The sequence below is a fragment of the Bifidobacterium italicum genome, from assembly GCF_002286915.1.
In the GTDB taxonomy this organism is placed as follows: Bacteria; Actinomycetota; Actinomycetes; order Actinomycetales; family Bifidobacteriaceae; genus Bifidobacterium; species Bifidobacterium italicum.
Genome location: NZ_MVOG01000027.1, coordinates 29,531 through 56,230, shown reverse-complemented (window position 1 = coordinate 56,230; position 26,700 = coordinate 29,531). Strand labels below are relative to the sequence as shown.

23 protein-coding genes and 1 tRNA gene are annotated in these 26,700 nt (G+C 66.7%); 2 read left to right on the top strand and 22 right to left on the bottom strand.

Annotated elements, in window-relative coordinates; translation table 11 throughout:
- Nucleotides 1-17 precede the first annotated feature (17 nt).
- The 5 genes from B1400_RS06725 to B1400_RS06705 all read right to left on the bottom strand — a co-directional run bounded on the left by B1400_RS06725 (nucleotide 18) and on the right by B1400_RS06705 (nucleotide 6,981).
- Complete coding sequence (locus tag B1400_RS06725; RefSeq protein ID WP_095613644.1) at nucleotides 18-365, bottom strand: RNA polymerase-binding protein RbpA; 348 nt, start codon at nucleotides 363-365, stop codon at nucleotides 18-20.
- 71 nt (nucleotides 366-436) lie between these two features.
- The gene (locus tag B1400_RS06720; protein ID WP_095613643.1) at nucleotides 437-3,040 is read right to left on the bottom strand and encodes a DEAD/DEAH box helicase; all 2,604 of its coding nucleotides are present in this window, start codon (nucleotides 3,038-3,040) and stop codon (nucleotides 437-439) included.
- Nucleotides 3,041-3,152: 112 nt separating this feature from the next.
- Nucleotides 3,153-3,470: a hypothetical protein gene (locus B1400_RS06715; RefSeq protein WP_095613642.1), complete on the bottom strand. Its 318-nt coding sequence runs from the start codon at nucleotides 3,468-3,470 to the stop codon at nucleotides 3,153-3,155.
- Between the two features lie 11 nt (nucleotides 3,471-3,481).
- Nucleotides 3,482-5,407 (bottom strand): helix-turn-helix transcriptional regulator, encoded by a 1,926-nt coding sequence (locus B1400_RS06710; protein ID WP_095613641.1) that lies wholly within the window; start codon nucleotides 5,405-5,407, stop codon nucleotides 3,482-3,484.
- A 146-nt stretch (nucleotides 5,408-5,553) separates the two neighbouring features.
- The gene (locus tag B1400_RS06705) at nucleotides 5,554-6,981 is read right to left on the bottom strand and encodes a UTP--glucose-1-phosphate uridylyltransferase (protein WP_095613718.1); all 1,428 of its coding nucleotides are present in this window, start codon (nucleotides 6,979-6,981) and stop codon (nucleotides 5,554-5,556) included.
- Nucleotides 6,982-7,265: 284 nt separating this feature from the next.
- Between B1400_RS06705 and B1400_RS06700 the strand changes: the two genes are divergently transcribed.
- Nucleotides 7,266-7,339, top strand: a tRNA-Pro gene (locus B1400_RS06700).
- Nucleotides 7,340-7,441: 102 nt separating this feature from the next.
- On the opposite strand, the gene der is transcribed toward B1400_RS06700, so the two are convergent.
- Both der and B1400_RS06690 read right to left on the bottom strand, forming a co-directional pair.
- Entirely contained in the window at nucleotides 7,442-9,583 is a 2,142-nt protein-coding gene (gene der / locus B1400_RS06695; protein WP_095613640.1) for a bifunctional cytidylate kinase/GTPase Der, read from the bottom strand.
- Complete coding sequence (locus B1400_RS06690; protein WP_095613639.1) at nucleotides 9,580-10,353, bottom strand: pseudouridine synthase; 774 nt, start codon at nucleotides 10,351-10,353, stop codon at nucleotides 9,580-9,582. The genes der and B1400_RS06690 overlap by 4 nt, the downstream gene beginning before the upstream one ends.
- A 158-nt stretch (nucleotides 10,354-10,511) precedes the next feature.
- Between B1400_RS06690 and B1400_RS06685 the strand changes: the two genes are divergently transcribed.
- Complete coding sequence (locus B1400_RS06685) at nucleotides 10,512-11,531, top strand: MIP/aquaporin family protein (protein WP_106408298.1); 1,020 nt, start codon at nucleotides 10,512-10,514, stop codon at nucleotides 11,529-11,531.
- Here B1400_RS06685 and B1400_RS06680 read toward each other — a convergent pair.
- The 15 genes from B1400_RS06680 to thrS form a co-directional block, all read right to left on the bottom strand.
- On the bottom strand, nucleotides 11,493-11,780 hold the full coding sequence (locus B1400_RS06680; RefSeq protein WP_095613638.1) for a DUF3017 domain-containing protein: 288 nt from the start codon (nucleotides 11,778-11,780) through the stop codon (nucleotides 11,493-11,495). The two genes, B1400_RS06685 and B1400_RS06680, sit on opposite strands and share 39 nt — an antisense overlap.
- 177 nt (nucleotides 11,781-11,957) lie before the next feature.
- Nucleotides 11,958-13,592, bottom strand: coding sequence for a bifunctional phosphoribosylaminoimidazolecarboxamide formyltransferase/IMP cyclohydrolase (gene purH, locus B1400_RS06675; RefSeq protein ID WP_095613637.1), 1,635 nt, complete (start codon nucleotides 13,590-13,592; stop codon nucleotides 11,958-11,960).
- Entirely contained in the window at nucleotides 13,540-14,958 is a 1,419-nt protein-coding gene (locus tag B1400_RS06670; protein ID WP_162288191.1) for a cell division protein PerM, read from the bottom strand. Before B1400_RS06670 ends, purH begins: the two co-directional genes overlap by 53 nt.
- On the bottom strand, nucleotides 14,955-15,872 hold the full coding sequence (sucD, locus tag B1400_RS06665) for a succinate--CoA ligase subunit alpha (protein WP_095613635.1): 918 nt from the start codon (nucleotides 15,870-15,872) through the stop codon (nucleotides 14,955-14,957). The genes B1400_RS06670 and sucD overlap by 4 nt, the downstream gene beginning before the upstream one ends.
- On the bottom strand, nucleotides 15,869-17,065 hold the full coding sequence (gene sucC / locus B1400_RS06660) for an ADP-forming succinate--CoA ligase subunit beta (protein WP_095613634.1): 1,197 nt from the start codon (nucleotides 17,063-17,065) through the stop codon (nucleotides 15,869-15,871). The genes sucD and sucC overlap by 4 nt, the downstream gene beginning before the upstream one ends.
- Before the next feature lie 40 nt (nucleotides 17,066-17,105).
- Entirely contained in the window at nucleotides 17,106-17,687 is a 582-nt protein-coding gene (locus tag B1400_RS06655; protein WP_095613633.1) for an adenine phosphoribosyltransferase, read from the bottom strand.
- Nucleotides 17,688-17,722: 35 nt separating this feature from the next.
- The gene (gene yajC / locus B1400_RS06650; protein ID WP_095613717.1) at nucleotides 17,723-18,172 is read right to left on the bottom strand and encodes a preprotein translocase subunit YajC; all 450 of its coding nucleotides are present in this window, start codon (nucleotides 18,170-18,172) and stop codon (nucleotides 17,723-17,725) included.
- A gap of 73 nt (nucleotides 18,173-18,245) precedes the next feature.
- Complete coding sequence (ruvB, locus tag B1400_RS06645; RefSeq protein ID WP_095613632.1) at nucleotides 18,246-19,328, bottom strand: Holliday junction branch migration DNA helicase RuvB; 1,083 nt, start codon at nucleotides 19,326-19,328, stop codon at nucleotides 18,246-18,248.
- 9 nt (nucleotides 19,329-19,337) lie between these two features.
- Nucleotides 19,338-19,961 carry a Holliday junction branch migration protein RuvA gene (gene ruvA, locus B1400_RS06640; protein ID WP_095613631.1) on the bottom strand — a complete coding sequence of 208 codons (624 nt, stop codon included), beginning with the start codon at nucleotides 19,959-19,961 and terminating at the stop codon, nucleotides 19,338-19,340.
- 44 nt (nucleotides 19,962-20,005) lie between these two features.
- Nucleotides 20,006-20,587 (bottom strand): crossover junction endodeoxyribonuclease RuvC, encoded by a 582-nt coding sequence (ruvC, locus tag B1400_RS06635; RefSeq protein ID WP_095613630.1) that lies wholly within the window; start codon nucleotides 20,585-20,587, stop codon nucleotides 20,006-20,008.
- 6 nt (nucleotides 20,588-20,593) lie between these two features.
- Nucleotides 20,594-21,349, bottom strand: coding sequence for a YebC/PmpR family DNA-binding transcriptional regulator (locus B1400_RS06630; protein ID WP_095613629.1), 756 nt, complete (start codon nucleotides 21,347-21,349; stop codon nucleotides 20,594-20,596).
- Nucleotides 21,350-21,403: 54 nt separating this feature from the next.
- The gene (locus B1400_RS06625) at nucleotides 21,404-22,606 is read right to left on the bottom strand and encodes a glycosyltransferase family 4 protein (protein ID WP_235607369.1); all 1,203 of its coding nucleotides are present in this window, start codon (nucleotides 22,604-22,606) and stop codon (nucleotides 21,404-21,406) included.
- Between the two features lie 37 nt (nucleotides 22,607-22,643).
- A complete protein-coding gene (locus B1400_RS06620) occupies nucleotides 22,644-23,663 on the bottom strand; it encodes a phosphatidylinositol mannoside acyltransferase (protein ID WP_095613627.1) in 1,020 nt (339 codons plus the stop codon).
- A gap of 8 nt (nucleotides 23,664-23,671) precedes the next feature.
- Nucleotides 23,672-24,334 carry a phosphatidylinositol phosphate synthase gene (gene pgsA, locus B1400_RS06615; RefSeq protein WP_095613626.1) on the bottom strand — a complete coding sequence of 221 codons (663 nt, stop codon included), beginning with the start codon at nucleotides 24,332-24,334 and terminating at the stop codon, nucleotides 23,672-23,674.
- Nucleotides 24,335-24,499: 165 nt separating this feature from the next.
- On the bottom strand, nucleotides 24,500-26,578 hold the full coding sequence (gene thrS, locus B1400_RS06610; RefSeq protein ID WP_095613625.1) for a threonine--tRNA ligase: 2,079 nt from the start codon (nucleotides 26,576-26,578) through the stop codon (nucleotides 24,500-24,502).
- Nucleotides 26,579-26,700: the final 122 nt, after the last annotated feature.

Genomic DNA, 26,700 nt, shown 5'->3' with positions numbered 1-26,700 from the left:
TGAATCGCTCCCCTCAGTCACTCGTAGTCCGGAATCCAGCCGTCCCGGTGCATCTCGAGACGCTTCTCGAGCAGTGCCTTGAGCTCGTCCTCGCTGCGGCGTTCGAGCAGCATGTCCCAATGGGTGCGCGTCGGCTTCGTGATCTCGTCGGCGTCGGCGTCCTTGTCGTCCTCACGGTGCGCGGTGGCGCCGCAGCGGCACTCCCATTCACTCGGGAAATCGGCGCCTTCCGCGAACGGCAGGATTGTACGATGGCCGCGCGGGCAGACATACGCCACCTCGGTGCGCGCGGCGAAATCGACGTTCGCGTCCGACTCCAGCGATTTCGCGCCGATGCTCATGCCGCGCAGACTGCGTTCAGCCATTTATGTTCCTCCCAAAAGACGGTTCCAGTGGTTCCACGCTACAAAACAGTTCGGACGTGGGCTTTATTCCATCAGTCGACGCCCGAATAGGCGACGATGCCGCGGTTGACGGCGTCGTAGGCCTCATGCGCGCGGGCCGCGAGCTCCACATGCCCGGCGCCCATGTACGGCTCGGCGACCGCGATCTGCTGGAGCACGTCGGCGAGCCGCTTCGCGTTGCGCACGAAGTCGCCGGCGGTGAGCTCCGTATGCTCGAGCACTTCGGAGAGGCTGTCGCCGCGCGCCCAGTCGTAGACGACGTCGACGATGCCGAAGTCGAGCGGCTGCAGATAGTTCGTGACGCCGAGATCCTCGCACAGCATGAGCACCTGGTCGTCGAGCTCGGCGAGTTCGCGGGCGCGTTGCGCGACGAGCCCGCGCGGACCGCCCGGATACCGGCGGGGTTCTCCCCCTTCGCCGCGGCGCGCCTCGTACAGGATCGATGAGATGACCGCGGCGAGCTGGGCGGCGTCAAGTCCGTCGAGCGTGCCCGAGGTGATCGCCTGGGCGAGCATGAGGTCGCGTTCCGAATACAGGCGCCGCAGCAGCTGGCCGTGCTCGGTCAGACGGTAGTCGCGGACGCCGTCCTCGTCGGCGCGCTCCAGATAGCCGAGCTTCTCGAGGATCGTGCAGATGCGGTCGAACTGACGCGCCACCGAGCCGGTACGCGAATCGTAACGGTCGCGCAGCCGTGCGAGCTCACGGGTCTCGCGGATCCAGCGGTTGCCCCACTTCATGTGCTGCGCGAAGTCGGGACACGCCTTGCATGGATGGTCGTGCTCGCGTTCCTTGAGCGCGGCGATCCTCGCGTCGAGGCGCCGGAAGGCGCGCGACTTCTCGGCGTTGTCGCGGAAGATCTCGTGCTTGAGCCGGCGGCGCTCGTTCTTCTGCAGATCGCTCAGCTGCATGCGGATCCGCAGCAGGTCGGTGAAGTCGCCGTGTTCGCAGGCCATCGCGTCCTCGTAGCCGGCGATCGCCTTCTCGAGCGCATCCATGCGCGCCTCGATCCGCCACGCGGACGCGTTCGCCTCCCATTGCGCGAAGGAATGGTCGAGCGTGTCGCGCGCCGTCTCGTAGTCGCTGCCGTTGAGCAGGTTGACGGCCATGTTGAACGTGGGCTTGAAGCTTGAATGTAGCGGGTAGACGCGCTTGCTCGACAGCGCCACCGCCGTCTCGGGCTTGAAGCCGCGGTGGTCGACGACGATCGCGTTGCCGATCGTGTCGATGCCGCGGCGCCCCGCGCGGCCGGTGAGCTGCGTGTACTCCCCCGGAGTCAGTCCGACGATGCCGGTGCCGTCGTATTTCTCGAGCTTCTCGATGATGACGCTGCGCGCCGGCATGTTGATGCCCAGGGCGAGCGTCTCGGTCGCGAACACGACCTTGATCAGGCCCTCTTCGAAGAGCCGTTCGACGATCTGCTTGAACAATGCGATCATGCCTGCGTGATGCGGGGCGAAGCCTTCCTCGAGCGCATGGCGGAACTGCGTGAACCGCAGCGTCTTCAAGTCGTCATGTGTGAGCTGGCCTTCGATCATCTCATCGATGATGACGTCAATGCGCCGCGCCTCCTCGTCGGTCGTCAGGCGCAGGCCGGCGTCAAGGCACTGCTCGACGGCCTCGTCGCACCCGTTGCGCGAGAAGATGAAGTAGATCGCCGGCAGCATACGCAGGAAGTTGAGCTCGTCGACGACGGCCCAGCGACGAGGATGGTAGCGTTCGACGCGCCCGCGGCCGCCCCGGCCGTCCGGACGCCCATGGCGCCCCCCGCCACGGCGCCGGTCATGGGCGTCGGCGCCGCGGCGCCGCAACTCACGCCGGTCGAACTCGTCGAGCTTCGCCGTCAGCCGCGCGTTCGGCTTCGTCGTCGCCTCGCCGCGCTCGTCACGCCGGTACAGGTCGAGCACCTCCGGCTCGGTGCGCGGGTCGCGCTGTACGAGGACGTACTGGTCGAGCGGCACCGGACGGTGTTCGGAGATGACGAGCTTCGTCTCGCCGCGCACCGAGGCGATCCAGTCGGCGAAGTCCTCGACGTTCGAGACGGTCGCCGACAGGCCGACGATGCGCACCGAAGACGGCAGGTGGATGATGACCTCCTCCCAGACGGGTCCGCGGAAGCGGTCGGCGAGGTAGTGCACCTCGTCGAGCACGACGTAGCGCAGCGCTTCGAGCGTCGTCGAGTGCTCGTACAGCATGTTGCGCAGCACCTCGGTCGTCATGACGACGATGTCCGCCTCCGAGTTGATCGAGGTGTCGCCGGTGAGCAGACCCACCTTTTGCGGCCCGTAGAGCGTGACGAGGTCATGGTATTTCTGGTTGCTCAACGCCTTGATCGGCGTCGTGTAGAAGGCCTTCGCGTTCTGCTCCTGAGCGAGATAGACGGCGAAGTCAGCGACGACGGTCTTGCCGGCGCCGGTCGGCGCCGCGACAAGCACGTTCGACCCCTCCTCGAGCGCCTCGTTCGCATCCATCTGGAACCCGTCGAGCTCGAAGGGCAGCGAGTCGGCGAAGCGCTGCGCCACCGAGCGTCGCCGATGGCGCACCTCGGTGAAACGTGCGTAGCGCTCGGACGGGCTCAGCTCCCGTGCCTGTGCGTCCTCCTCGCGATGATGTGCGGTGTGCCTGTGATGTCGTGCCATGATGGAACCTTCATCCGTTGATGTCGATGGCCGCGGGCGCCCCATGTCGGAACGCCCGCGGCCGGGTAATATGCCGTCGCGCGACGACGGGGCGTCATCGCGCGACGGTCTTTCAGTCGTTGAACCGCGACCAGCGGCGCCAGACGGCGGCATGGCGGTCGTGCCGGCGCTCCCTGCGTTCGATTACGCCGGCATGGGCATCCGCGTAGCGGTCGGCGGCGACGGCGAGCGGTTCGGTGAAGATCGCGCGCCGGGGAGCGGCCCCCTCGTCCTGCGGCGCGTTCATCTCGTCGATGCGCGCGGTGATGTCGGCGGCGACGGCGCCGACGACCTTCGATGCGCGCATCGCGTGCACGGCCGCATAGACGACGCCGGCGACGAGCATCGCGAGCATGAAGAGCGCGAGGATGAGCCAGATCCACCAGGGCATGGATGTCCTTCCTACTGTTCCTGTTCGGTCTCGATGACCTGATCGGAGAGACTGAGTTCGCGTTCGGCGCGGGCGATCATCATCGTGCGCAGCGTCTCCGGGGCGACGGCGACGATGTGGCGGGCGTGGGCGATGCAGAAGGCGACGAACCAGGAATCGGACTGCACGAACAGATGCACCTTCTCGCCTTCGCCGCATGGTTCGACGTCCGCATCGGCGAGCGTCTTGATGAAGTCGAGATGCGGCTGGTCGGTGATGAACACGGCGGGCGTGGCCGTGTCGATGATCCACTTGCGCAGGTCGGAGACGGAGACCTTCGGGATGTCGAGCGGCTTCGTCGGCGCGACGATGCTCGCCTCCTCGATGCGCGCGATTCGCAGCACCTGCCAGATGCGGGGCTCGCCCGTCTCCTTGTTGAGCGTCATGTCCTTGCGCACGAGCGCTTTGAGATCGTCCGGCGCGTACTGCTCGACGTCCGTCCACATCGCCGCGTAGTAGACGCCTTCGTCGACGTAGATCTTCGACGGGGCGACGAGACGGCGCATGACGCGGCCCGAGCCGTCTCGGTACTCCATGTTGAGCAGCGCATGGTCCTTGATCGCGCGCTTGACGGCGTCGAAGCAACGCGGCTCGAGCTCGTATCCGGTCAGGCTCAGCCAAGGCGTCTCCCCCGGCGCGACGTATTTGACAAGGCGTGCATACAGGTCGCGCGCCTGCTCTCGCTGGTCCTCGGGCAGCAGCTGCGCATGGGCAAGATAGTTGACCGAGGCGGTGAGCATGCTCATGTACTGCGGCGAGATGCCGGCGAGGCGTTCGAGACCGAGCGAGTTCGTCGCCGAGACGATGCCCTCGGCGTCGAGCAGCGACCAGTCGATGTCGAAGAACTGGCTGCCGGCCATCTCGCCGTCGTCGGAGACCGTCGTCAGCGTGTTGATATCCTTGTGGATCGTGTTGACGTACTTCTTCATCTCGTCGTCGTTCTTCGGGCTGCCGATGAAACGCTCGGCGAGTTCGGGCAACGAGTACTCCTCGCCCAGATGCGCGGACAGGAACAGCATCAGGCGCAGACGCCGGTCGACCTCGCTGCCGGTCTGGAACGCGTTCTTCTTGTGCGTCTTCGCGTTCTGGGGCTCCTCGTCCTCGTCAGGCTCTCCCGATTCGATCGAATGGGCGTGGACCTTGGCGCTCATCGGGTTGGCGGAGTCGTCGGCGAGCTCGAACCGCGTCGCCGCGTTGAGGCGGCGATGGTACGCCGCGACGGCCTCGGGCGGGCTGACGACCGACGAATTGGGGTGTTCGAGGACGAACATGGCCAGATCGTCCGAATCGGTGTAGGCGACGTTGATGTGCTCGCCGTCGACGGCGACGGTCGCGGCGAAGCGACGCGAATCGACTTCCCTGACCAGATTCTCCGGGATGTGCTGGGTGCCGAGCCCCGGCGCGATCGAATCGAGACCGAGTCCGGGAATCGGCGTCTGCGGCACACGCGGCGCGGTGCGGGAGGCGTGTGCCGGTTGCGTGGGGGCCGGCATCGAGGACATCGACATCGAACGCGCCAGATAGTTCGCGGCGGCGAGGACCGGCAGGTCCTCGGGACGGAACCGCAGGCGGATGCGCGGCTCGTCGCCGAGCTGCAGGCGGTATGACGCGAAGTCCTGCCCTTCGGACTTGGATGAGTATTCGGGTTGCCGCGACTCGATCGCGATGCCCATCGCGGCGAGCTTCGCCCGGTCGCGCTGGAACTGCTTGGCGAACGCCGCCTTCGCCGCCTGGTCGGCCAGCTCGCCGTACGAATCGGCGTAGGCCTTCACGCGTTGTGCGATCTGCCGCGATGTCAGCCATTGCGGAAAGGCGGATGACAGTACTGCCAGAACATCGAGCTCGTGTTTGCCCCACTTGTCGGAGAAGCGGCGCCTACCGTTACTACCCTCAGCCATTGGTCCTCACGTATCATTAAAGTTTTTCGTAGGTGTGGGCATCGGGGGATGCCGTGCACCCTCTCCCATGATATAGGCTTTTTCAGCCCGGATGGTCGATTTCTCGAAAAAACTCCGATTTTCTTGGTCTGCGAACAAACGGCGGATCACAGCCATTCGTCCGGCTCGACGCCCTGCGGTCCGACGAATTCGCCGTTCGGCACGTAGCTGGGACGCCCCGAATCCGCAAGGCGCGCGTCCCCGAACAGGCTGACGTTGCGGCCGAAGGTCCAGTCGCCCTCGACACGGAACGACGCGGCCGCGGCAATCGACGGCACGCCATAGGGGAAACGCTCCTCGAAGTCCTGGATGTTCTTGTAGTAGCGCTTGTCGAGCTCGACGTTCGGGAAATGGTAGTCGCCGTCCTCCATCTCGTAGGAATCAGTCAGATGGAAGCGGTCGGAACGCATGATGAACAGGTCGTCGGTCGTCTTGACCGGCAGGAAGCGCATGCGGTCCACCTGCACGCAGATCGCGCCGTTGAACAGGTTCACGGCGGCGCCCATCGCCGTCTCGAGCTGGACGACCTTCGTCGACGTCGGATCGGTGGGGTCGACGGTCTTGTGGTTGCGGATGACCGGCAGCGGCAGCACACCGCCGTGCTCGTCGAGCATCCTGCGCAGCGCGTCGATGCGCACCCAGATGTTGTTCGTGTTGAAGAACGGATGCTTGTGGATGTCCATCGCGGCGCCCCGGTCGCGTGGATCCACCTGCGTCATCTCGCGCAGCATCAGGCGTCCGGTGACGCGGTCGCGCACGATGTGGCCGCCCTTGCGGTCGGCTTCGGTGCGCCGCGCCACCTCGATCATGATCGGCGCGCCGGTGTTCTCGAAATGCTGTGCGAGCGTGCGCGACGGTCGTGCGCCGAGGTTGTCCGAATTGGAGATGAACAGGTAGCGGAACCCGCGCTCCTCGAGGATGGTGAGCAGTCCGGACTCATAGAGCGTCGAATACAGGTCGCCGTGCCCCGGCGGACACCATTCGAGGTCGGGATTCGCCGACCATCGCACCGGTTCGCCGGTCGACAGGTCGATCTTGGGCTCGACGTGCTGGACGATCTCGATGGGCACGTCCTCCTGCACGAAGTGGTGGTTCTTCGCGATCGCGTCCATCGTGTCCTTCGACGTGCGGAACGAGTTCATGAAGGTCAGCGGCAGCTCGACGCCCAGACGCGTGCGCGCCGTATCGACCTGGCCGAGGATGATGTCGAGGAATCGCATCGGACGCGCCTTGTGGCGGCGCACCGGCAGCAACGACTTCGCGTAGTCGAGGCCCATCGACGTGCCGAGGCCGCCGTTGAGCTTGAGGAACGCCGTCTTGGCGAAGGCGTCGACGGCCTTGTCGTGGTTGATCGTCTCATAGACGTCGTGGAAGTTCGGGACATCGGTGATCGGCTCGACGTCGGCCTCATGGATGTAGCTCGTGTCCTCCTCGTTCGCCCAGACGTCGTAGAGATGCTCGAACTGGGCTATCGCGGTGTCGCTCATGCCCTGCGACCGCATCTTGTGCGCGGAGCGCTCGAAAACATCGACCATGGTGATGACCAATCCCTTTCTCGGTTGCGCGCACGGCCGGTGGCCGGCATCCGTGCGCAATGCCGTGTCCCAGTGTAGCGGCTCCACCTTCAATCTGTCTAATTGAGCGCGAGGCAATATGCATTATCTTCGTTTCTCTGCGATTTAGAGAGAGTTTTCCGTGGTGATAACACGACGATTGACGGCATCGCGGGACGGACGCGGACAATGGTCGCCGCGCCGGCCGATTTGGCGTTGTCGCCGAGGCTGTGCTACATTGGCTCTTCGGTGCAGGACGCACCGCTCGGACCATAGCGCAGTTTGGTAGCGCACTTGACTGGGGGTCAAGGGGTCGCGGGTTCAAATCCCGCTGGTCCGACAGATCAATCCCCCGGGGCGGCGAACGCCCCGGGGGATTTTCGTATGCGGCCCATGGGTGGGCGCCCGTGACACACCACGGGCGCCCACCCATGCCATGGCGTCACTTGCGCCGCTTCTTCTCTCGGATGTTGACGGAGATCTGGATCGGCGATCCCTCGAATCCGAACTCCTCGCGCAACTGACGCTCGAGGAAGCGGCGGTAGCCGTGCTCGAGGAAGCCGGTGGCGAAGACGACGAAGCGCGGGGGCCGGCTCGAGGCCTGCGTCGCGAACAGGATGCGCGGCTGCTTGCCGCCGCGCAGCGGATGCGGATGCGCGGCCTGGACCTTGCCGAGGAAAGCGTTGAGCTTGCCGGTCGGGATGCGCTTGTCCCACGACTCGAGCGCCTGCGTCATCGCGCGCGACAGGCGGTTCGTGTGCCAGCCGGTCTTCGCCGAGAGGTTGACGCGTTGCGCCCAGGTCACGCGGTCGAACTCGGTCTTCCACAGACGCTCCATGCGCTGGCGGTCGAACTCGTCCATGAGATCCCATTTGTTGAACACGAGCACGACGGCACGGCCCGCGTCCACGGCGGAGCTCATGACCTTGAGGTCCTGATCGGAGATCGGCACCGACGCGTCGAAGAGCACGAGCGCGAGTTCGGCGCGTTCGATCGCCGCCTGCGTGCGCAGCGACGAATAGTATTCGGCGCCGGAGAGCTTGTGCTGCCGGCGCTTGATGCCGGCCGTGTCGATGAAGAGGTAGTCTTCGCCGTCGATCGTGACGATCTCGTCGACCGGGTCGCGCGTCGTGCCCGCCAGATCGTTGACGACCGAGCGCTCCTCATGCGCGAGCTGGTTGAGCAGCGACGACTTGCCGACGTTCGGTTTGCCGACGAGCGCGACGCGGCGCAGATGCGACGGCGTGAGGAACCCGGAGGTGCGTTCTGCGCCGCGCAGCGCCTCGAGCGCCGCATCGAGCAGGTCTCCCACCCCCCTGCCGTGCATCGCGGAGATCGGGTACGGTTCGCCCAATCCGAGCTTCCAGAACTCGGCGGCCATGTATTCGCCGGCCTGGTCGTCGACCTTGTTCACGGCGACGACGACGGGCTTGCCCGCGGAGCGCAGCATCCTGACGATGCGCTCGTCGGTCTGCGTCAGCCCGGTCTGTCCGTCGACGACGAAGACGACGGCGTCCGCAAGCTCGACGGCGATCTGCGCCTGCGAGGCGATCGCCGAGTCGATGCCCTCGACGTCGGCCTCCCAGCCGCCGGTGTCGACGAGCTTGAAGTCCGTGCCGGCCCATTCGGCGTCGTAGCTGACTCGGTCGCGCGTGACGCCTGGCGTGTCCTCGACGACGGCGGCGCGACGGCCGAGGATGCGGTTGACGAGCGTCGACTTGCCGACGTTCGGCCGGCCGATGACCGCCAGCACGCCGACCTCCTTGCGCTGCGCCGTCCGTTCGCCGGAAGTGAACGCGGAGCCGTCGATGAGCGCCTCGTCGCCTTCGTCGAGCTCGTATCCCTCGAGGTTGCTCGCATATTCGGCGTACTCCCGCTCCTCGATGGCGTCGTCGACGAGCCCGATGAGCAGGTCGAGCGTCTGCTCGAAGTTGAGGTCGGAGTTGTCGATCGTCGTGACGCCGTCCTCGGCGACGGTGAAGTTCGTCACCTTGGAGTCGGCGGCGTCGCGCGCGGCGACGTTCTCGGCGCCGGCGTCGCCGTCGGCGGCCTGATGGGCGCGCCGCGCCTGACGCACATCCTCGCGCGCCGTGAGCAGGACGCGCACCTCGGCGTCCGGGGCGACGACGTCGGTGATGTCACGCCCCTCCGCGACGATGCCGAGACCATGCGAGAAGCCCTCCTCGACGCCTTCGGCGGCGATGTACGCCCGCTGGGCGGCGACGAGGATGTGGCGCACCGGGATGATCGACGAGACGCGCGAGACATGCGCGCTGATCTCGCTCGAGCGGATCTGCTCGCTGATGTTGCGCCCATCGCAGAACACGCGTGCGTCGTTCGGCGTGTCCGGATCGACGCTGATGTCGAAGTGCCCCTCGGTGAACAGCGCCGCGACCGTCTCGGTGACCTCGCGCTCGTCGACGTCACCGGCGTCGAGGTCGATACCCTGCTCGAGCACCCACCAGGTCGCGGCGCGGTACATCGCGCCGGTGTCGAGATAGGCGAAGCCGTAGTACTTCGCAAGCGCCTTGGACGTCGAGGACTTGCCGACGCCGGCGGGGCCGTCGATGGCGACGGTGATCACAGGCCCACCTCCTTGGAGAGCGAACGGACCTCGGTGGCGGACAGCACACGATACGAGCCGGGCTTGAGGTCGCCGAGCTTGATCGGTCCGATCTGCGTGCGTACGAGGCGCTTGACCGGGAAGCCGATCGCGCCGAAGATGCGCCGCACGATGCGGTTCTTACCCGAATGGAGCGTGACCTTGACGATCGTCTGCTCACGGCTCTGGTCGATGATCGAGCAGTGGTCGAGCTTGATCCATCCGTCGTCGAGCTGCACGCCGGTGCGTACGAGGCGCCGGCAGACGTTGCCGCTCATGCGCCCCTCGAGCGTGGCGATGTAGGTCTTCTCGACCTCGTACTTCGGGTGCATGACGTGCTGGCTGAGCTCGCCGTCGTTCGTCATCAGGATGAGGCCCTCGGAATCGTAGTCGAGGCGTCCCATATGGAAGATGCGCTCGTACTTGTCGCCGACGATGTCGCGCAGCGTGTAGCGTCCCTTCGGATCCTCCATCGCGCTGAGCACCTTCCTCGGCTTGTTGAGCGCGAGCGTGACATGCTTCGGATTGAGGCGGATACGCGATCCGTCCACGCGCACCTGCTGCGTCTTGGGGTCGACCCTCGTGCCGAGCTCGGTGACGAGTTCGCCGTCGACCTCGACGCGGCCGTCGACGATCATCTCCTCGCATTTGCGCCGCGAACCGAAGCCGGCCTGCGCGAGCAGCTTCTGCAACCGTATTCCGTCGTGTTCCTCGGTGTGTGATTTCCTTGCTTGACTATATGCGTGTGGCATCGTTCTCCCAACGTGGCCGTTCGTGTTGATGGCGTCGTCCCGCACGCCCGAAGGCGACGGCAGGACCACTGTCTAGTATTGTACAGCGTGGCCGCCGAACAACGGCGTCCCAGCCATGGTGAAGACCATGGCTTCAAGTACCGCAAAGGAATATATCTATGACCGCTGTTGATAACGATTCCACGGTCGACGTCCGCGAGGACGCCGCCGTGCAGAACGACGGACACAGCATTTGGGCCCGCCTCGGCGCCGAATTCGCCGGCAGCCTGCTCATCTGCTTCTCGATCTACATGGTGAGCTCGTTCGGCGTGGTGAACTTCGGACTCAACCTCGCGTTCATCGTCGTGGCGACCGGCGTCGTCTACGGCGCGATGACGTCGATCTTCGCGCGCGTCTCCGGCGCGCAGTTCAACCCGGCCGTCACCGTCGCGGCGATGCTCACGTCGAAGACCCGCGTGCGCGACGGCGTATTCTACATCATCGCGCAGGTGCTCGGCGGCCTCGTCGCCGGCGCGCTCTTCGTCTTCCTCATCCCGAGCTCGGAGACGGTGAACAAGTCGCAGTGGACGATGATGGCGATCAACGGCTACGACGTGAACAGCCTGACTTATGCGAGCCTGAGCCAGTACGGCCTGACCTACGGCGTCACGATGGCGATCGTCGTCGAGCTGCTCGCGTCGGTCATCGTTGTGGCCGCCGCGATGACGACGCTCAAGCGCAGCGGGCGTGCGACGCGCTCCGCGGCCGTCACGATGGGCGTCGCCTATGCCGCCGCCGCCGCGATGGCCGCCCCGATCACCGGCGCGTCGATCAATCCGATGCGCGCCACTGGCGTCGCCGTCTTCGCGCAGCATGAGGAAGGCTCGCACACGGTCAATCCGCTCTCACAGCTGTGGGTGTTCTGGGTGACGGCGATCCTTGCCGCCGCCATCGTCGCGCTCGTCATGATCGTCGCGCAGCTCGCGCATTCGCGCGCGGCCAACGGCGACGAGATGGACGTCGACGTGGCCGAGGCCGCGATGGCGCAGGGCGACGCGGCCGATCACGCCGACGCCGATGACGCCGTGGTCTATGAGGAGCAGGCCGAGTCCGTCGAGCTGCCGGCGCCCGAAGCGCCGGCGACCCCGGACGACGCCGGCTCAGCGGATGAAGCGGATGGCGAGGTACAGCAGCGTTAGCGCGACGCCGAAGCCAATGCCGCACACGGCGTCGAAGGCGACTGACCTGACCTTCCAGGGACTGCGTTCCCGGTAGATCAGCCGCACCGCACCGGAGCCGATGGCGGTCACGGACACGATGGCCGTGGCGGCCATCGGCTCCCCCATTATCGCGAGCACCGTGGCGGCTACGACGAGCCCGGCGACGCACCATTCGAACCATGGCCTGCCCTCATGGTGCTCCGAGACATAGGGATGGTGTGCGTTCATCGTCAGGCTCCTTGGCGGTTTCGGCGGTCGGGACACCGACCATCCTACTCCCGCGGGGATCCCCCCGACGTGGTCCTTTGGACGCGCCGATGCAGACGGGCGGGGCCGCGTCACGGGAATCTCCCGTGACGCGGCCCCGCCCGTCATATGCGCTGAGACGGTTGCGCCGGTATGGGATCAGTGGAAGAAGTGGCGCGTGCCGGTGACGTACATCGTCACGTTCGCGTTGCGCGCCGCCTCGAACACCTCCTCATCGCGGATCGAGCCGCCGGGCTGCACGATCGCCTTGACGCCGGCGTCGATGAGGATCTGCGCGCCGTCGGCGAAGGGGAAGAACGCGTCGGAGGCCGCGACGGCGCCCTGCGTGCGATTGCGGCCGTCGTCGAGCGTGTTCGCGCGTTCGACTGCGAGGTTCGCCGAATCGACGCGGTTGACCTGCCCCATGCCGATGCCGACCGTCGCCATGTCGTCGGCGATGAGGATCGCGTTCGACTTGACGCAGCGCACCGCGCGCCATGCGAACTCGAGGTCCTTGAGCGTCGCGGCGTCGGCGGGCTCGCCGGCGACGAGCTTCCAGGCATCCGGGGCGTCGCCCGGGGCATCGATGAGATCGGTGGACTGCACGAGCAGGCCGCCGTCGATCTGACGGAACTGCCGCTTCGCCTTCGGCGGCTCGCCGACCTTGAGGATGCGCAGGTTCTTCTTCTTCGCCTGCAGCAGCGCCAGCGCCTCGGGCTCGTAGTCGGGGGCGACGATGACCTCGGTGAAGATCGGACGCACGCCCTCGGCCATCTCCAGCGTGACGGTCGCGTTCGTCGCGATGACGCCGCCGTAGGCGCTCATCGGGTCGCAGCTGTGCGCCTTCCTGTGCGCCTCGGCCACGGTCTCGCCGACGGCCAGTCCGCAGGGGTTGTTGTGCTTGACGACGGCGACGGCGATCTGCGGGGCGAAGTCCCACACGGCGCGCCATGCGGCGTCGGCGTCCACGTAGTTGTTGTAGCTCATCGGCTTGCCGCCGAGCTGCTCGGCGTCGGCGAAGCCGCGCATGTTGAGCGGATCGACGTAGAGCGCGGCGTCCTGATGCGGATTCTCGCCGTAGCGCAGCACATGCGCGCGGTTCCAGGTGCGCGTGAAGGTCGCCGGGAACTTGGCGAGCTTGGCCTCCTCGACGGGGTCGGCGTCCGCGGCGGCGTTCCGGATCGAGTCGGGCTTCGGCCAGTGGGCGGCCGTCCATTCGCCGATCGTGGCGTCATAGGCGGCGGTGTGTGCGAAGGCCTTGCCGGCGAGCCAGCGACGCTCCTCGAGCGAGAAGCCGGTGCCGTCCTCGATGCGTTCGGCGACGAGCGCGTAGTCCGCCGGGTCGGTGACGATCGCGACGGTCGCGCTGTTCTTCGCCGCGCCGCGCACCATCGAGGGGCCGCCGATGTCGATCTTCTCGATGACGTCGGCCTCGCCGGCGCCGGAACGCACCGTGTCGGCGAAGGGATAGAGGTTGACGATGACAAGGTCGAAGGGCCGGATGCCGAACTCCTCGAGCTGGCGGGCGTGGTCCTCGTTCGTCATGTCGGCGAGGATGCCGGCGTGGATATGCGGGTCGAGGGTCTTGACGCGGCCGTCGAGGCATTCCGGGAAACCGGTGACCTGGGACACCTCCGTGACGTCCACGCCGAGCTCGGCGAGCCTGCTCGCGGTGGAGCCGGTGGACACCACCTGCGTTCCGGCGTCAATGAACGCCTTGGCGAGGACTTCGATGCCGTCCTTATGGAAGACCGATACCAATGCCCGTCGTAGCGGTCGGTTCGTTGTCGTCACCTTGCTTCTCCTTTTGTTGCGGGGTTGAGTTCACCACTCGTGCGGTGAACGGCTTCTTCTCTGTGGGTGCGTCCCCGTCCTCCTGCTGCGAGGAGACGCTGCGCGCCTTGGCCGGGGCGCCGGAGCCGGACTCCGTGGCGCCGCGGCGCGCGATGAGCGTGCGGACGGCGAGGACGATGGCGGTCAGGAGCAGCATCGTGCCCCAGGCCAGGAACAGACCCGACGCGCACGGCCGCGCCGTGGCGTTGGTGGCATGGCGGACGTCGACGCCGACGGACGCGAGGTGTTTCGTGCCGAGCGCGCCGTCGGACAGCGCGTACAGCAGCGTGCACATCAGCGAGACGACGGCGGACGTGATGCAGAACGCGCCCACCGGATAGGCGTAGGCGAACAGGAGGTCGCGTGCGTCGGAGGCCTTCGCCTGCGAGGGCCTCAACCCGAAGCCGCGTTTGGCGATGAGCACGAGCAGGCCGAGCGTGAATCCGACGACGATCGGGATGAGCGTCACGCACAGGCGGATCGTCGGATCGGCGACCGGCTGCGGGAACAGACGGAAGAGCGGAAGGGCCGGCAGATGCGCGGCCGAGCCCTCGGTGAGCGTGAACGTCGCAAGGTCGCCGATCGAGAACCCGGCGCCGAACAGCCAGGATACGGCCCACAGCATGAGGTTGGGCAGCCACGCGACCGCCATGACGCACATGAGGGCGCGCGAGCCGGCCTGCACATGCATCATGTCGAAGGCGGCGCCGACGGCGTGGTGGCCGAGCACGATCCAGGCGATGACGGTGCCGAGTCCGCACAGCAGCACGATGGCGACGATGAGCAGTCCGAGCCTCACGCCGACGGCGATGACATGACGGATCGGCGCGGAAAGGTGCGCGCGCAGATAGCCGCGCAACGGCTCGAGGCGCTCCCTGTCACGGACGAAGGCCCACGCGAAGCCGAGCGTGAAGACGAGCGCACCCTTGCACAGGACGAGGAAGGTCGGGTCGTTGAGCGCGACGGTCAGGTTGTTCTCCAGCAGGCGGTCGAGCACAAGCCATGTGGCCAGGCCGGCGACGTAGCCGCGGGGGTCGGTGCCCATCCTGCGGAAGACGGAGCGGATGAGCGCGACGAGCAGGAAGGCGAGCAGCAGCGGGACGACGGTGACGACGATCGAGGATGTATGGAAGCCGACGCCTTGGGACAGCAGCACGACGGCCTGCGTCAGCGGCACCGTGAACGCCGACATCGTGTCGCCGCCCTCCTCCATCGCGGCGACGAGGAGGACGAGCGCCATCAGGAAGCCGAGCGGCACGGCGTAGACGAGCATCGCCACGCACGACGCGGCGACGCCTCGCAACCACGGCATCAGCTTTCTGTTCATCCGAGCGCTGCCAACGCCTCTCGCATGTACTGCGCGGCCTGCGCCGGGGTCCTGCCGACGCGGATGCCGACGGCCTCGAGCGCCTCCTGCTTGTCCTGGGCGGTGCCTTTGCCGCCTGAGACGATGGCGCCGGCATGCCCCATCTGCTTGCCTTCGGGGGCCGTGAAGCCGGCGATATAGGCGACGACGGGCTTCGTCATGTGCTCGCTCGCCCAACGTGCGGCGTCCTGCTCGGCGCTGCCGCCGATCTCGCCGATCATCATGACGGCCTTCGTGTCCGGATCGGCCTCGAAGGCCTCGAGCGCCTCCTGCAGCGTCGTGCCGACGATCGGGTCGCCTCCGGCTCCGAGGCAGGCTGTGAAGCCGATGTCGGACAGCTCGCCCATGAGTTGGTAGGTGAGCGTGCCCGATTTCGAGACGAGGCCGAGCGGGCCGCGGGCGACGATGCCGTCGGGGATGATGCCGAGGTTGACGCCGTGGGTGTCCGCGCTCGACGGCAACGTCATCAGGCCCGGGCAGTTCGGGCCGACGATGCGCACTCCCCGGCGCAGCGCGAGTTCGACGAAGTAGGCGCTGTCGGCGACCGGGATGCCCTCGGTGATGACGACGACGACCTCGAAGCCGGCTTCGACCGCCTCGACGACGGCGTCCTTCGCGAACCTCGGCGGCACGAAGACGACGCTCGCCTTCGCGCCGGTCGAGGCCTTCGCCTCGGCGCATGTGGCGAACACCGGTACGTCGACGTCCGCGCCCGAAGCGTCCTCGAAGACGATCGACGTCCCGGCCTTGCGCGGGTTGACGCCGCCGACGATGTTCGTACCCGCCTTGAGCATGCGCGCCGTGTGCGTCATGCCCTGATGTCCGGTCATGCCCTGAACGATGACCGGGGCGTCATCCTCGATGAAGACGGTCATTTGGTCTCCTCCTTCGCCTGTGCGGCGAGACGGGCCGCTTCGGACGCGGCCGTCTCCATCGTGGCCGCCACATGGATGTTCGGGATGTCCGCGTCGGCGAGGATCGTCAGCCCCTCGGCAGCCGCGTTGCCGTCGAAGCGCACGACCATCGGCTTCGTGACGTTGAGCCGTTCGATGGCCTCGATGATGCCGAGGGCCACCTGCTCGCAGGAGGTGATGCCGCCGTACACGTTGATGAGCACCGATTCGACCTGCGGGTCGGACAATACGATCTCAAGGCTCTGGCACATCGTATCGGCCGAGGCTCCCCCGCCGATGTCGAGGAAGTTCGCCGGCTGGACGCCGGTCCCCTGCTCGCGCCCGGCGAAGGAGACGGCGTCGAGGGAGCTCATGACGAGACCGGCGCCGTTGCCGATGACGCCGACCTGTCCGTCGAGGTGCACGTAGTGCAGGCCGTGTTCGGCCGCCTTGCGCTCATAGGGGTCCTCCGTCGCGCGATCGTCGAAGCGCGTCCAGCCATCGTGACGGAACGCGGCGTTGCCGTCGAGCGAGATCTTCGCGTCAAGCGCGCACAGGCGCTTCGTGGACTCGTCGTCCGGATCGCCGACCTTGGCGAGCGGGTTGATCTCGACGAGCGTCGCGTCGTTGTCGTGGAAGCATTTCCACATCTTGAGCAGAATGTCGGCGGCCTGGTCGACGTCGGCGTGGTAGAAGCCGATGCTCGCCGCCATCGCGGTCGCGGCGCGCCGGTCGAAGTCCTCGAGCGCGCTGATGTGCAGGCGCTTGACCGACTCGGGATGCTCCTTGGCGATCTGCTCGACCTCGGTGCCGCCGTTGGCGGTCGCGAGCACGTCGAAATCGCGCGAGGAACGGTCCACGGAGATCGACACGTAGTATTCATGCAGTATGGATTCGGCCTCGGCGATGAGCACGCCGTGCACCCTGTGCCCGTGGATCGTCATCGGCAGAATCTGCTCGGCGGCCCGCACGGCCTCGTCGCGGTCGCGGGCGATCTTGACGCCGCCGGCCTGGCCGCGGTGCCCGATCTTGACCTGCGCCTTGACGACGACAGGGTATCCGATCGTCTCGGCAGCCTGCGGGACGTCCTCGACGCGCTGGACGAAGATCGCGCGCGGTGTGTCGATGCCTTGTTCGTCAAGCAGCTGACGTGCTTGGTATTCGTATAGATCCATGGATTCCTCTTGAAATGGGCCGGGTGGCGTGCGGCGATGCTCAGGCGGGCATCATCAGCAGGGAGCTCGTCGGGTAGTCGCCGAGCGCCTTGACGCCGTCAAGACCCGAAAGCTCCATGATAAAACTAAAGCCGGCGACGACACCGCCGCACGATATGACCAAATCGCGGGCAGCCGAGGCCGATCCGCCGGTGGCGATCAGATCGTCGACGATGAGGACGCGTTCACCTTCGCGGATCGCGTTGCGCTCGATCTCGATCGTGGCCTCGCCGTATTCGAGCGCGTAGCTTTCGCTCACGGTGGGCGGCGGCAGCTTGCCGGCCTTGCGCACGGCGATGAATCCCTTGCCGAGCCGCTCGGCGAGGGCCGGTCCGAAGAGGAAGCCGCGCGCCTCGAGTCCGGCGACGGCATCGAATTCGTCGTTCGCGATCGACAGGTTCGAGACGAGCGCGTCCATCAGGATGGACAGGCCGCGCGCGTCGGCGAGGACCGGCATGATGTCGCGGAACAGGATGCCCTCCTTGGGGAAGCCCGGGATCGCGCGTACGAGCGAGATGAGATAGTCGGCATCCTCCTTGTCCATCGATGCCGGGTCGGTGAGCGTGATGTCCGTGGAAGTCATGGTCGGCGGTCCTCCCCTGTGTCGGCGGTCGTTCGTCAGTCCTCGTCGTACGGCGACTTCGTGTTCTTCGTCGTCGTCTCCTCGACGTCGACCTCGTCGCCGTCGCCGTCCGTCGCGCGTTCGCTCACCTCGGTCGTGATCTCCTTGGGGCCGTCGGCGTCGTTCTCGTCGTCCTTGACGAGCGGATTGCCGTTTTCGTCCACGTCGTCATCGGAGACGTAGGCGGGACGGATGTACTCGCGGCTGATGGCCTTCGAGGAGAACCGCAGGATGCTGCCCTCGGAGTCGATGACGATCTCGTCGTATTCCTCGTCGACCTCGACGACCTTGCCGATGACGCCGCCGATCGTGATGACCTCGGTGCCGGCGTCCAGGTTCTTCCAGAAGCTCTGGCGCTCCGCCTGCTGCTTCTTCGCTTTTCTCGTCTGGAACACCATCATCAGGATCATGGCGACGAGAAGAACGATGAGGAAGATGTAATCCATGCTCATGAGAGGGCTCCTTGGGAAACGGGACGACCGTGGGATCGGTTGGAAACGGTGTTACGGATGGTTCAGTCTAGAACAGCTTGCTGACATCGCCGCCCGTCTCCTGCGGCGGCGTCAGGCCCAGATGCCCCCACGCCTTGGCCGTGGCGACGCGGCCCTTGGGGGTGCGCATCATGAAACCCTCACGCACGAGGTACGGCTCGCACACCGTCTCGACGGTCTCCGCCTCCTCCCCGACCATCGCCGAGAGGTTGTTGAGACCGACCGGACCGCCGTTGAAGTTGCGGATGATCGCGTCGAGCACGGCGATGTCGAGGCGGTCAAGGCCTTCGGTGTCGATCTGGTAGAGCGCCAGCGCCTCCTTGACGTCATCGGGCTCGACGATAGGCAGATCGTGCACGATCGCCCAGTCGCGCACGCGGCGCAGCAGGCGGTTCGCGATGCGCGGCGTGCCGCGCGAACGGCGCGCGAGCTGGTGCGCGGCGCCTTCGCCGAGTTCGAGGCCGAGCACCTTCGCCGAACGTTCGATGAGCTTCTCGAGCTCCTCGGTCGGGTAGAAGTCGAGATGTGCGGTGAATCCGAAGCGCGCGCGCAGCGGCGACGGCAGCATGCCCTCACGCGTCGTGGCGCCGATGACGGTGAAACGCGGCAGCGTCAGCGGGATCGACGAGGCGCCAGGCCCCTTGCCGACCATGACGTCGACGCGGAAGTCCTCCATCGCGATGTACAGCAGCTCCTCGGCGGCGCGAGGCAGGCGGTGGATCTCGTCGATGAACAGCACCTCGCCCGCATCGAGCGAGCTGAGGATGGACGCGAGGTCGCCGGCATGCTGGATCGCCGGGCCCGAGGTGACGCGGATCGGCACGCCGAGCTCATTCGCCACGATCATCGCCAGCGTCGTCTTGCCGAGTCCGGGAGGACCGGCGAGCAGGATGTGGTCCGGCGGCACGTCGCGCTTGCGCGCCGCGTCGAGGAACAGCTGCAGCTGCGCCTTGAGCCGTGGCTGGCCGATGAAGCCCTCGAGGATGTGCGGCCGCAGCTCCTCGTCGCTCACCGGTTCGTTGCCCACGGCGTTCGCGGACACCATGCGCAGCGACTCCTCGTTCGCGTTGCTGTTGTCCGCGCTGAAGACGTCGAAATCATCATGCGCCATGAGGTCGCCTCACCTTCCCCGGTCCATCGACGCCAACGCGAGCCTGAGCACGTCGGACACGGCCTCGTCGGGCAGGGGCGTCGCGAAGCCGTGGTCCCTGATGACGGCTTCGACGGACTGCTGCGCCTCCTGCTGCTTCCATCCGAGGGACATGAGCCCCTCGACGACGCGGTCGGCCCCGGCGTCCTGCGGCATGCGCCGTGCCGTACCCTCGTCCTTCGTCGGCGCCGCGGACAGGTCGATCGACCCCTTGAGCTCGAGGATGATCTTCTGCGCGCCCTTCCTGCCCAGCCCCGGTGCCTTCGCGAGGGCGCCCGCATCCTCGTCGCGGATCGCCTGCACGAGCTGGTCGCTCGGCAGCGTGGACAGCAGCGACAGCGCGACCTTCGGACCGATGCCGCTGACCTTCTGCAGCTGCAGGAACATGCGGCGCTCCCCGGCGGTGAGGAAGCCGAACAAGGTGATCGCGTCCTGCGCCACGCTCATCGACGTCTGAACGGTCGCCGCCGATCCGACATGCAGCGAGGCCAGATCGGCGCTCGGCATCCGCACCTCGAACCCCACGCCGTGGACGTCGATGAGCGCCGTCGTCGCGTCGATGTGGGCGACGACGCCGTTGAGCATGCCGATCATGCGATGGCCGCCTTTCGTTGGTCTTCGAACAGATGTTCGGTAGTCTACATGCCTCTGCGGACGCCGCCGCGGCGCGAGGCGTGCTGGGCCGCCTGCGCCCACTGGCGCTGCGCCTTCGTCAGATGCTGCTCGCGTTCGCCGCCTTCGAGCGCGCCGGCCGGCCGCAGCGCATGGCAGATCGCGATCGCGAGGGCGTCGGCGGCGTCGGCGGGCGTCGGCGGTGCGTTGAGGTTGAGCAGCCGGGCGACCATGCGCTCCATCTGGACCTTCTGCGCCTTGCCGTTGCCGGTGATGGCGAGCTTCGACTCGGTGGGCGTGTGCAGCGCGACCGGGATGCCGCGCTGGGCGGCGGCGAGCATCGCCACGCCGGCTGCCTGCGCGGTGCCGAGGACAGTGTTGCGGTTCTCCTGCGCGAACACACGCTCGATCGAGACGGTGTCCGGGATGAACTCGTCGAGCTTGGCGGCGATGCCGTCGTAGATCGTCAGCAGACGCAGGTCCTGCGACAGATGGGGGTCGGAGCGGACGACGTCGACGTGGATAAACGAAAGCCGGCGGGGTGCGCCGGCTTCGATCACACCGACTCCGCACCGTGTCAGTCCGGGGTCGACTCCAAGGATGATCAACGGGGATTACTCCTCGTCGAGCTGTGCCATGACCTCGTCCGAGGCGGTCCAGTTGCTGTAGATGTTCTGCACGTCGTCGAGGTCGTCGAGGTTGTCGATGAGACGGGCGACCTTGCGGGCGTCGTCGAGCGAGAGCTCGACCTCGTTCTTCGGCATCATGACGAGGTCCGCGGAATCGTAGTCGATGCCCGCGTCCTGCAGCGCCTGGCGCACGGCGGTCAGGTCGGACGGGTCGGTGACGACAGTGTAGGATTCGCCGTCGTCGGTGACGTCCTCGGCACCCGCCTCTGCGGCCTTCTCGAACAGGTCGTCGAAGTCGACGCCCTCGGACGGGACGACGATCGCGCCCTTGCGCTCGAAGTTGAAGCTCACCGAGCCGGTCGTCGCGAGCGAGCCGCCGCCCTTGCCGAGCGTCGAACGCACCTCGGCGGCCGCGCGATTGCGGTTGTCGGTGAGGCATTCGATGATCAGGCCCACACCCGCCGGGGCGTAGCCCTCGTAGACGATGTCCTCGTAGTTGGCGCCGCCGGCCTCCTCTCCGGAGCCGCGCTTGACGGCGCGCTTGATGTTGTCCGCCGGCATCGAGGCCTTCTTGGCCTTGTAGATGGCGTCATAGAGCGAGGGGTTGCCGTCGGGATCGCCACCGCCCTGGCGGGCGGCGATTTCGATGTTCTTGATGAGCTTGGCGAACAGCTTGCCGCGCTTGGCGTCGATGGCGGCCTTCTTGTGCTTGGTGGTGGCCCACTTGGAATGCCCTGACATAATGCTCCTAGACAGGTGATGGATATTACGAAACGTGTTGATTCTAATGCGCTTCTACGACAAGGCGCCGCGCCTGCCGGCCAAGGCGCTGCGGTATACGGCGAGCACCTCGTCGACGACGCGCTCCCAGTCGAAGTCCCCGGAGCGCTTCAGCCCGGCCCTCCCGAGACGCGCCCGGCGTGCCGGGTCGGCGAGCAGATCGCATATGCGTTCGGCGCAATCGGCGGCGTCCCGGTTGGCGAACAGCGCGGCGTCGCGTCCCCGCTCGGTCACGTCCACGAAGGCCGGCAGGTCGGAGGCCACGATCGGACAGGACGCCGCCATCGCCTCGGCGAGGACGATGCCGAAGCTCTCGCCGCCGGTCTGCGGCGCCACATAGACGTCCAAGGACTTGTAGAAACGCGCCTTGGCGTCGTCGTCCACACGGCCGAGGAACTCGAAGCGTTCGAGCAGCGCCTCTCCCCCGTCGCGCTCGGCGATGGCCTTCGCCGCCTCGGCGCCGCCGTCCCCGACGACGAGGAATCTCGCCCCCGGATGGCGTTCGAGCACCAGTGCCGCCGCGTCGACGAAGACCGGGAACCCCTTGCGATCCTCCTCGAGACGGCCGAGGAAGCCGATCGTAGGATGTCCGGGCGTACCCTGCCAACGCCTGTCCGGGCGTGCGCGCAGATAGGAGGCGCGGTCGATGCCGTTGGGGATGACATGGCGGCTGATCGAAGCGGGCAGATAGTGGTCGGCGGTGCGCTGCGCCGCCGGCGAGACGAAGATCGCCTCGTTCAACGGCTCCAGATACGAATGCAGATACCGCTGGAACAGGTGCAGCGCCTTCGGATACGGTTCGATGCTCGCGTGGAACGTGGCCACCATCGGCGGCGCGCCGCGCATGACGAGCGGCTTGTGGCTCACCGACGGCGCCTCCGGCTCATGCAGATGCACGATGTCGAACTGGCCTTGGCGCACCCAGCGCCTCGTCTGCAGGCCGGCGGCGAGGAAATAGCTCAGATGCGCCCACGAGCCGTTGTAGGGGATCGCGAACGACGAGCCGTTCGTCTGCACCCACAGCGGCATGTCCTTCGTGCGCCGGCCGGGCGCGAAGACCGACACGGAATGCCCGCGGCGCATGAGCGCCTCGGAGAAGTCGCGGATATGGTTCTGCACGCCGCCCGGCGTCTCGAACGAATACGGGCAGACGATGCCCACGCGCAGCGGGCGTTCGTCCGGGCGCACATCGGTGGAGGCTGGTTCCTGCGAAGACATACAGAGCATTGTCGCCGACCGAATGGACTTCGGGCGGTCAGTCCCCGACGCGCGCCGACGCGAGCAGCGACTCGGGCACGTCCTTGAGCCTGTCCAGATCGAGGTCCTCGAGGAAGATCGGCTGCAGCATGTGCCAGTCCTCGGGATGCGCGGCGATGCCCCGCGCCCAGACGTCGACCCACGCCTGACTGATCGCATGGATCGCATCCTCGCGCTCGAGCCCTCGGTAGGCGTCGATGTCCAGCGGGCCGCTGATCTCGCACACATAGCCGTACGGCGTGCCCGCGGCCCGGCGTCGCTCGCCGGAAAGCCGCTCCCGGTACGTGTTGACGACGTACAGCGGCAGACCGGTGTCGTAGGCGAGCGTCGCCGGTCCCCTCGCGACGCGGATCGTCGAGCCGAAGGCCTCGACGAACTCGCCGTGCCGGCTCAGGTCGCGGTCGGCGAGCAACGGCACGAGGACGGACGGCTGCCTGAGCGCCTCCTCCAGCCGCTCGGTCAGATGCGGCGTGCCGGTCAACAGGATGCGCATGCCGAGGCGCTCGCGGATCGAGACGAAGGCGTCGAGCATGTCCGGGTCGGCGAGCCGCTCGGCCACGGTCGTCACCGGCGCCACGCCGAACTGCGCCCAGAAGCCGTCGTAGTCCCAGTTGCCCTGATGGCCCATCGCGATCGGCGCCGAGGAGGCTTGCCCGTCCGGCGCCGTGAGCGCGATGATCGAATCGAGCCCGTCGCCGTCGCCGCGGATGCGGGCCAGCAGGCGCGAACGGTCGCTCGCCCCGACGGTGAGCGCCTCGGAGAAATAGGTGAAATAGGAGCGCATGCCCTTGCGCGAGAGCCTGCGTAGCGTCCGGGAGCCGACGTGGGAGGAGCCGTTGTCCTCGGCACCCTCGGCCGCTGACCATGCGAGCACATGCCGCAGATTGCGTTCGAGCTGGCGCACCGACCCGACGCGCAGCAGCCACGCGACGTCGGCGGCGGCGAGGAACGCCCCGCGCACGACGCGTTCGGGCAGCACGCGCGGGTGGTTCGCGAGCCATGCCATCACATTGACCATGCGGATCCTCAGCCTTTGTCCGCATCGTCGAATTCGGCTTCGATCGATACGCGGGCCTCGTGGATGCGCTGGCCGACCGTGATGGTGCCGAGCGCCGCGAGGATGCACATCGTCGCCATGAGCCAGATGTCCTGATGCGTCAGGCCGCTGATCGCCATGCCGACGAGGATGATCGTCAGCCGGTCGGAGCGCGTGGCGATGCCGCCTTTCGCATCGGCGCCCACCGATTCGGCGCGCGCTCGGATGTACGAGGTGACGAAGGACGTCATGATCGCGTAGATCGCGGCGCCCATGCCGACGAGCGCGACGACGTCGTAGCGGCCGTCGGCGAGCAGCATCGCGTTGCTGCGCATAAGGAAGTAGATGATGACGCCGAGCAGCACGGCCCAGTCGGCGACGCGGTCGAGCGTCGAATCGAGGAAGGCGCCGAAATGCGTGCCGCCGTTCGTCAGCTGCGCGACCGAGCCGTCGAGCGAATCGAAGATGACGAGCAGCGTCATCACGAGGGCGCCCCAGAACAGCCAGCCGGTGATGCCGGTGGCGATGCCCGCGACGATCGTGCCGACGGCGCCGATGACGGTGACGGCGTTGGCGGTCAGGCCGATCCGCACCATACCCCTCGCGATGGGGTTGATGAGGCGCTTGAACCATGGTCGAAGCTTTTCCAGCATGATGTGTCGTTCCCCGGTGTGTTCGTGCGGCTCCCCGTTGGAGCCTTCCGTACATGAAGCATAGAAAAGGACGCCGATAAGCGGCTCGTCGGGAGCCGGCCGTCCGCCCACGGACGCGGGAAGGCCGGGCGCGGAGATCATCCGCGCCCGGCCTTCGCCGACGGACTATTCGGCGTCGGTGTCCGAGACGCTGAACTCGACGTCCTCGGCCGGCTGCCCGGTCGCCCTGCGGAAGTCGTCCGCGCTGTTGACCTGGACGCGCTTGGCGATGACCTCGAGGATCCACGCCTTCGCCTGGTCCACCGGCACGCCGTTGAGCTGGCTGCCGTCGCGGAAGCGGAAGCTCACCGCGTCGTTGTTCATATCCTCCTCGCCGGCGATGATGATGAACGGCACCTTCGACTTCGAGGCGTTGCGGATCTTCTTGCCGAAGCGGTCGTCGGACAGGTCGGTCTCCACGCGCACCATGTCCTCCTCGAGGGAGTCCATGAACCGCTGCAGATGCGGCGCGAACTCGTCGGCGACCGGCACGCCGAGCGCCTGCACCGGCGCGATCCACACCGGGAACGCGCCCGCGTAGTGCTCGAGCAGGATCGCGAAGAAGCGCTCGATCGAGCCGAAGAGCGCGCGGTGGATCATCACCGGGCGCTGATGCGTGCCGTCCGGCGCGATGTACTCGAGCTGGAAGCGCTCCGGCAGGTTGAAGTCGAGCTGGATCGTCGAGACCTGCCATGTGCGGCCGATCGCGTCACGCGCCTGCACCGAGATCTTCGGCCCGTAGAACGCGGCGCCGCCCGGATCGGCGACGAGTTCGAGACCGGATTCCTCGGCCACCTCGGCGAGCGTGTTCGTCGCCTCCTCCCAGATCTCGTCGGAACCGACGAACTTGTGCTCGTCCTTCGTGGACAGTTCGAGGTAGAAGTCGTTGAGGCCGTAGTCCTTGAGCAGGTCGAGGACGAAGGTCAGCAGGCTCTTGAGCTCGTCGCGCATCTGCTCGCGCGTGCAGTAGATGTGCGAATCGTCCTGCGTCAGGCCGCGCACTCGCGTCAGGCCGTGCACGACGCCGGACTTCTCGTAGCGGTAGACGGTGCCGAACTCGAAGAGGCGCAGCGGCAGCTCGCGGTAGGAACGCTGGCGCGACTTGAAGATGAGGTTGTGCATCGGGCAGTTCATCGGCTTGAGGTAGTAGTCGAAGCCCTGCTTGACGATGTTGCCGTCCTCGTCCTTCTCCTCGTCGAGGTGCATCGGCGGGTACATGCCGTCCTTGTACCACTGCAGATGGCCGGACGTCTCGTATAGGCCGCCCTTCGTGATGTGCGGGGTCTGCACGAAGCTGTAGTGGTGCTTGCGGTGCATCTCGCGCGAGTAGTCCTCCATCGCGTTGATGACGGCGGCTCCCTTGGGGTGGAACACGGCCAGGCCAGGTCCGATCTCCTCCGGGAACGAGAACAGGTCCATCTCCTGGCCGAGCTTGCGGTGGTCGCGCTTGGCGGCCTCCTCCATGCGTGTCTGGTAGGCCTTGAGCTCGTCCTTCGTCGGGAACGCCACGCCGTAGATGCGCTGCAGCATCGGGTTGGCCTCGGAGCCCTTCCAGTAGGCGGCGGCCGCGCGCTCGAGCTTGAACGCCTTGATGAAGCGCGTGTTCGGCAGGTGCGGTCCGCGGCACAGGTCGGTCCATACGACGTTGCCGTCGCGGTCGACGTTGTCGTACATGCTCAGCTCTTTGTCGCTGATCTCGACGGCCGCCTCGGTGTCGAGCGCGTCCTCCTTGTCCTTGATGAGCTCGAGCTTGTACGGCTGGTCGGCCTCCTCCTTGAGCGCCTCCTGCTCGGTGACGACGCGGCGGGAGAAGCGCTGCGCGGATTTGATGATGCGCTGCATGTGCTTCTCGATCGTCTTGAGGTCGTCCGGCGTGAACGGCTCGGCCACGTCGAAGTCGTAGTAGAAGCCGTTCTCGATGACCGGCCCGATGCCGAGCTTGGCGTCCGGGCGGATCTCCTGCACCGCCTGCGCCATGACGTGAGTCGCCGAATGGCGCATGATCGCGATGCCGTCCTCGGAGTCGAGCGCGATCGGCTCGACGGCGTCGCCGTCCTTGAGCGGCGTGTAGAGGTCGCGTGGTTCGCCGTTGAGGCGCACGGCGATGATGTTCTTGTCGTCGGCGAACAGCTCGACGCCCGTCTGGCCCGCATCCACCTCCTTCGCCTCGCCGTTGACCGTGATGGAGATGGTGTTCTGTGCCATGGGTTTCGTCCTTGTCTATCTGGGTCCGCGGTACAAGGTGCAGACCTGGACTGTTGGTTACAGGTACATAACCTAGGGTTCAGCGCAGACAACGACCCGCTTGTCCCAAAGTGCGGGCGCCG

Bases quoted from the DNA above. Each gene is read 5' to 3' on its own strand.
- thrS (WP_095613625.1), bottom strand. From the start codon at position 26,578: ATGGCACAGAACACCATCTCCATCACGGTCAACGGCGAGGCGAAGGAG.
- B1400_RS06620 (WP_095613627.1), bottom strand. From the start codon at position 23,663: ATGGTCAATGTGATGGCATGGCTCGCGAACCACCCGCGCGTGCTGCCC.
- B1400_RS06680 (WP_095613638.1), bottom strand. From the start codon at position 11,780: ATGAACGCACACCATCCCTATGTCTCGGAGCACCATGAGGGCAGGCCA.
- B1400_RS06630 (WP_095613629.1), bottom strand. From the start codon at position 21,349: ATGTCAGGGCATTCCAAGTGGGCCACCACCAAGCACAAGAAGGCCGCC.
- sucD (WP_095613635.1), bottom strand. From the start codon at position 15,872: ATGACCGTCTTCATCGAGGATGACGCCCCGGTCATCGTTCAGGGCATG.
- B1400_RS06625 (WP_235607369.1), bottom strand. From the start codon at position 22,606: ATGTCTTCGCAGGAACCAGCCTCCACCGATGTGCGCCCGGACGAACGC.
- B1400_RS06720 (WP_095613643.1), bottom strand. From the start codon at position 3,040: ATGGCACGACATCACAGGCACACCGCACATCATCGCGAGGAGGACGCA.
- B1400_RS06685 (WP_106408298.1), top strand. From the start codon at position 10,512: ATGACCGCTGTTGATAACGATTCCACGGTCGACGTCCGCGAGGACGCC.
- B1400_RS06725 (WP_095613644.1), bottom strand. From the start codon at position 365: ATGGCTGAACGCAGTCTGCGCGGCATGAGCATCGGCGCGAAATCGCTG.
- sucC (WP_095613634.1), bottom strand. From the start codon at position 17,065: ATGGATCTATACGAATACCAAGCACGTCAGCTGCTTGACGAACAAGGC.
- B1400_RS06705 (WP_095613718.1), bottom strand. From the start codon at position 6,981: ATGGTCGATGTTTTCGAGCGCTCCGCGCACAAGATGCGGTCGCAGGGC.
- ruvB (WP_095613632.1), bottom strand. From the start codon at position 19,328: ATGGCGCATGATGATTTCGACGTCTTCAGCGCGGACAACAGCAACGCG.
- yajC (WP_095613717.1), bottom strand. From the start codon at position 18,172: ATGGATTACATCTTCCTCATCGTTCTTCTCGTCGCCATGATCCTGATG.
- B1400_RS06715 (WP_095613642.1), bottom strand. From the start codon at position 3,470: ATGCCCTGGTGGATCTGGCTCATCCTCGCGCTCTTCATGCTCGCGATG.
- pgsA (WP_095613626.1), bottom strand. From the start codon at position 24,334: ATGCTGGAAAAGCTTCGACCATGGTTCAAGCGCCTCATCAACCCCATC.
- B1400_RS06710 (WP_095613641.1), bottom strand. From the start codon at position 5,407: ATGGCTGAGGGTAGTAACGGTAGGCGCCGCTTCTCCGACAAGTGGGGC.
- B1400_RS06655 (WP_095613633.1), bottom strand. From the start codon at position 17,687: ATGACTTCCACGGACATCACGCTCACCGACCCGGCATCGATGGACAAG.
- B1400_RS06690 (WP_095613639.1), bottom strand. From the start codon at position 10,353: ATGCCACACGCATATAGTCAAGCAAGGAAATCACACACCGAGGAACAC.
- B1400_RS06670 (WP_162288191.1), bottom strand. From the start codon at position 14,958: ATGAACAGAAAGCTGATGCCGTGGTTGCGAGGCGTCGCCGCGTCGTGC.
- ruvA (WP_095613631.1), bottom strand. From the start codon at position 19,961: ATGATCGGCATGCTCAACGGCGTCGTCGCCCACATCGACGCGACGACG.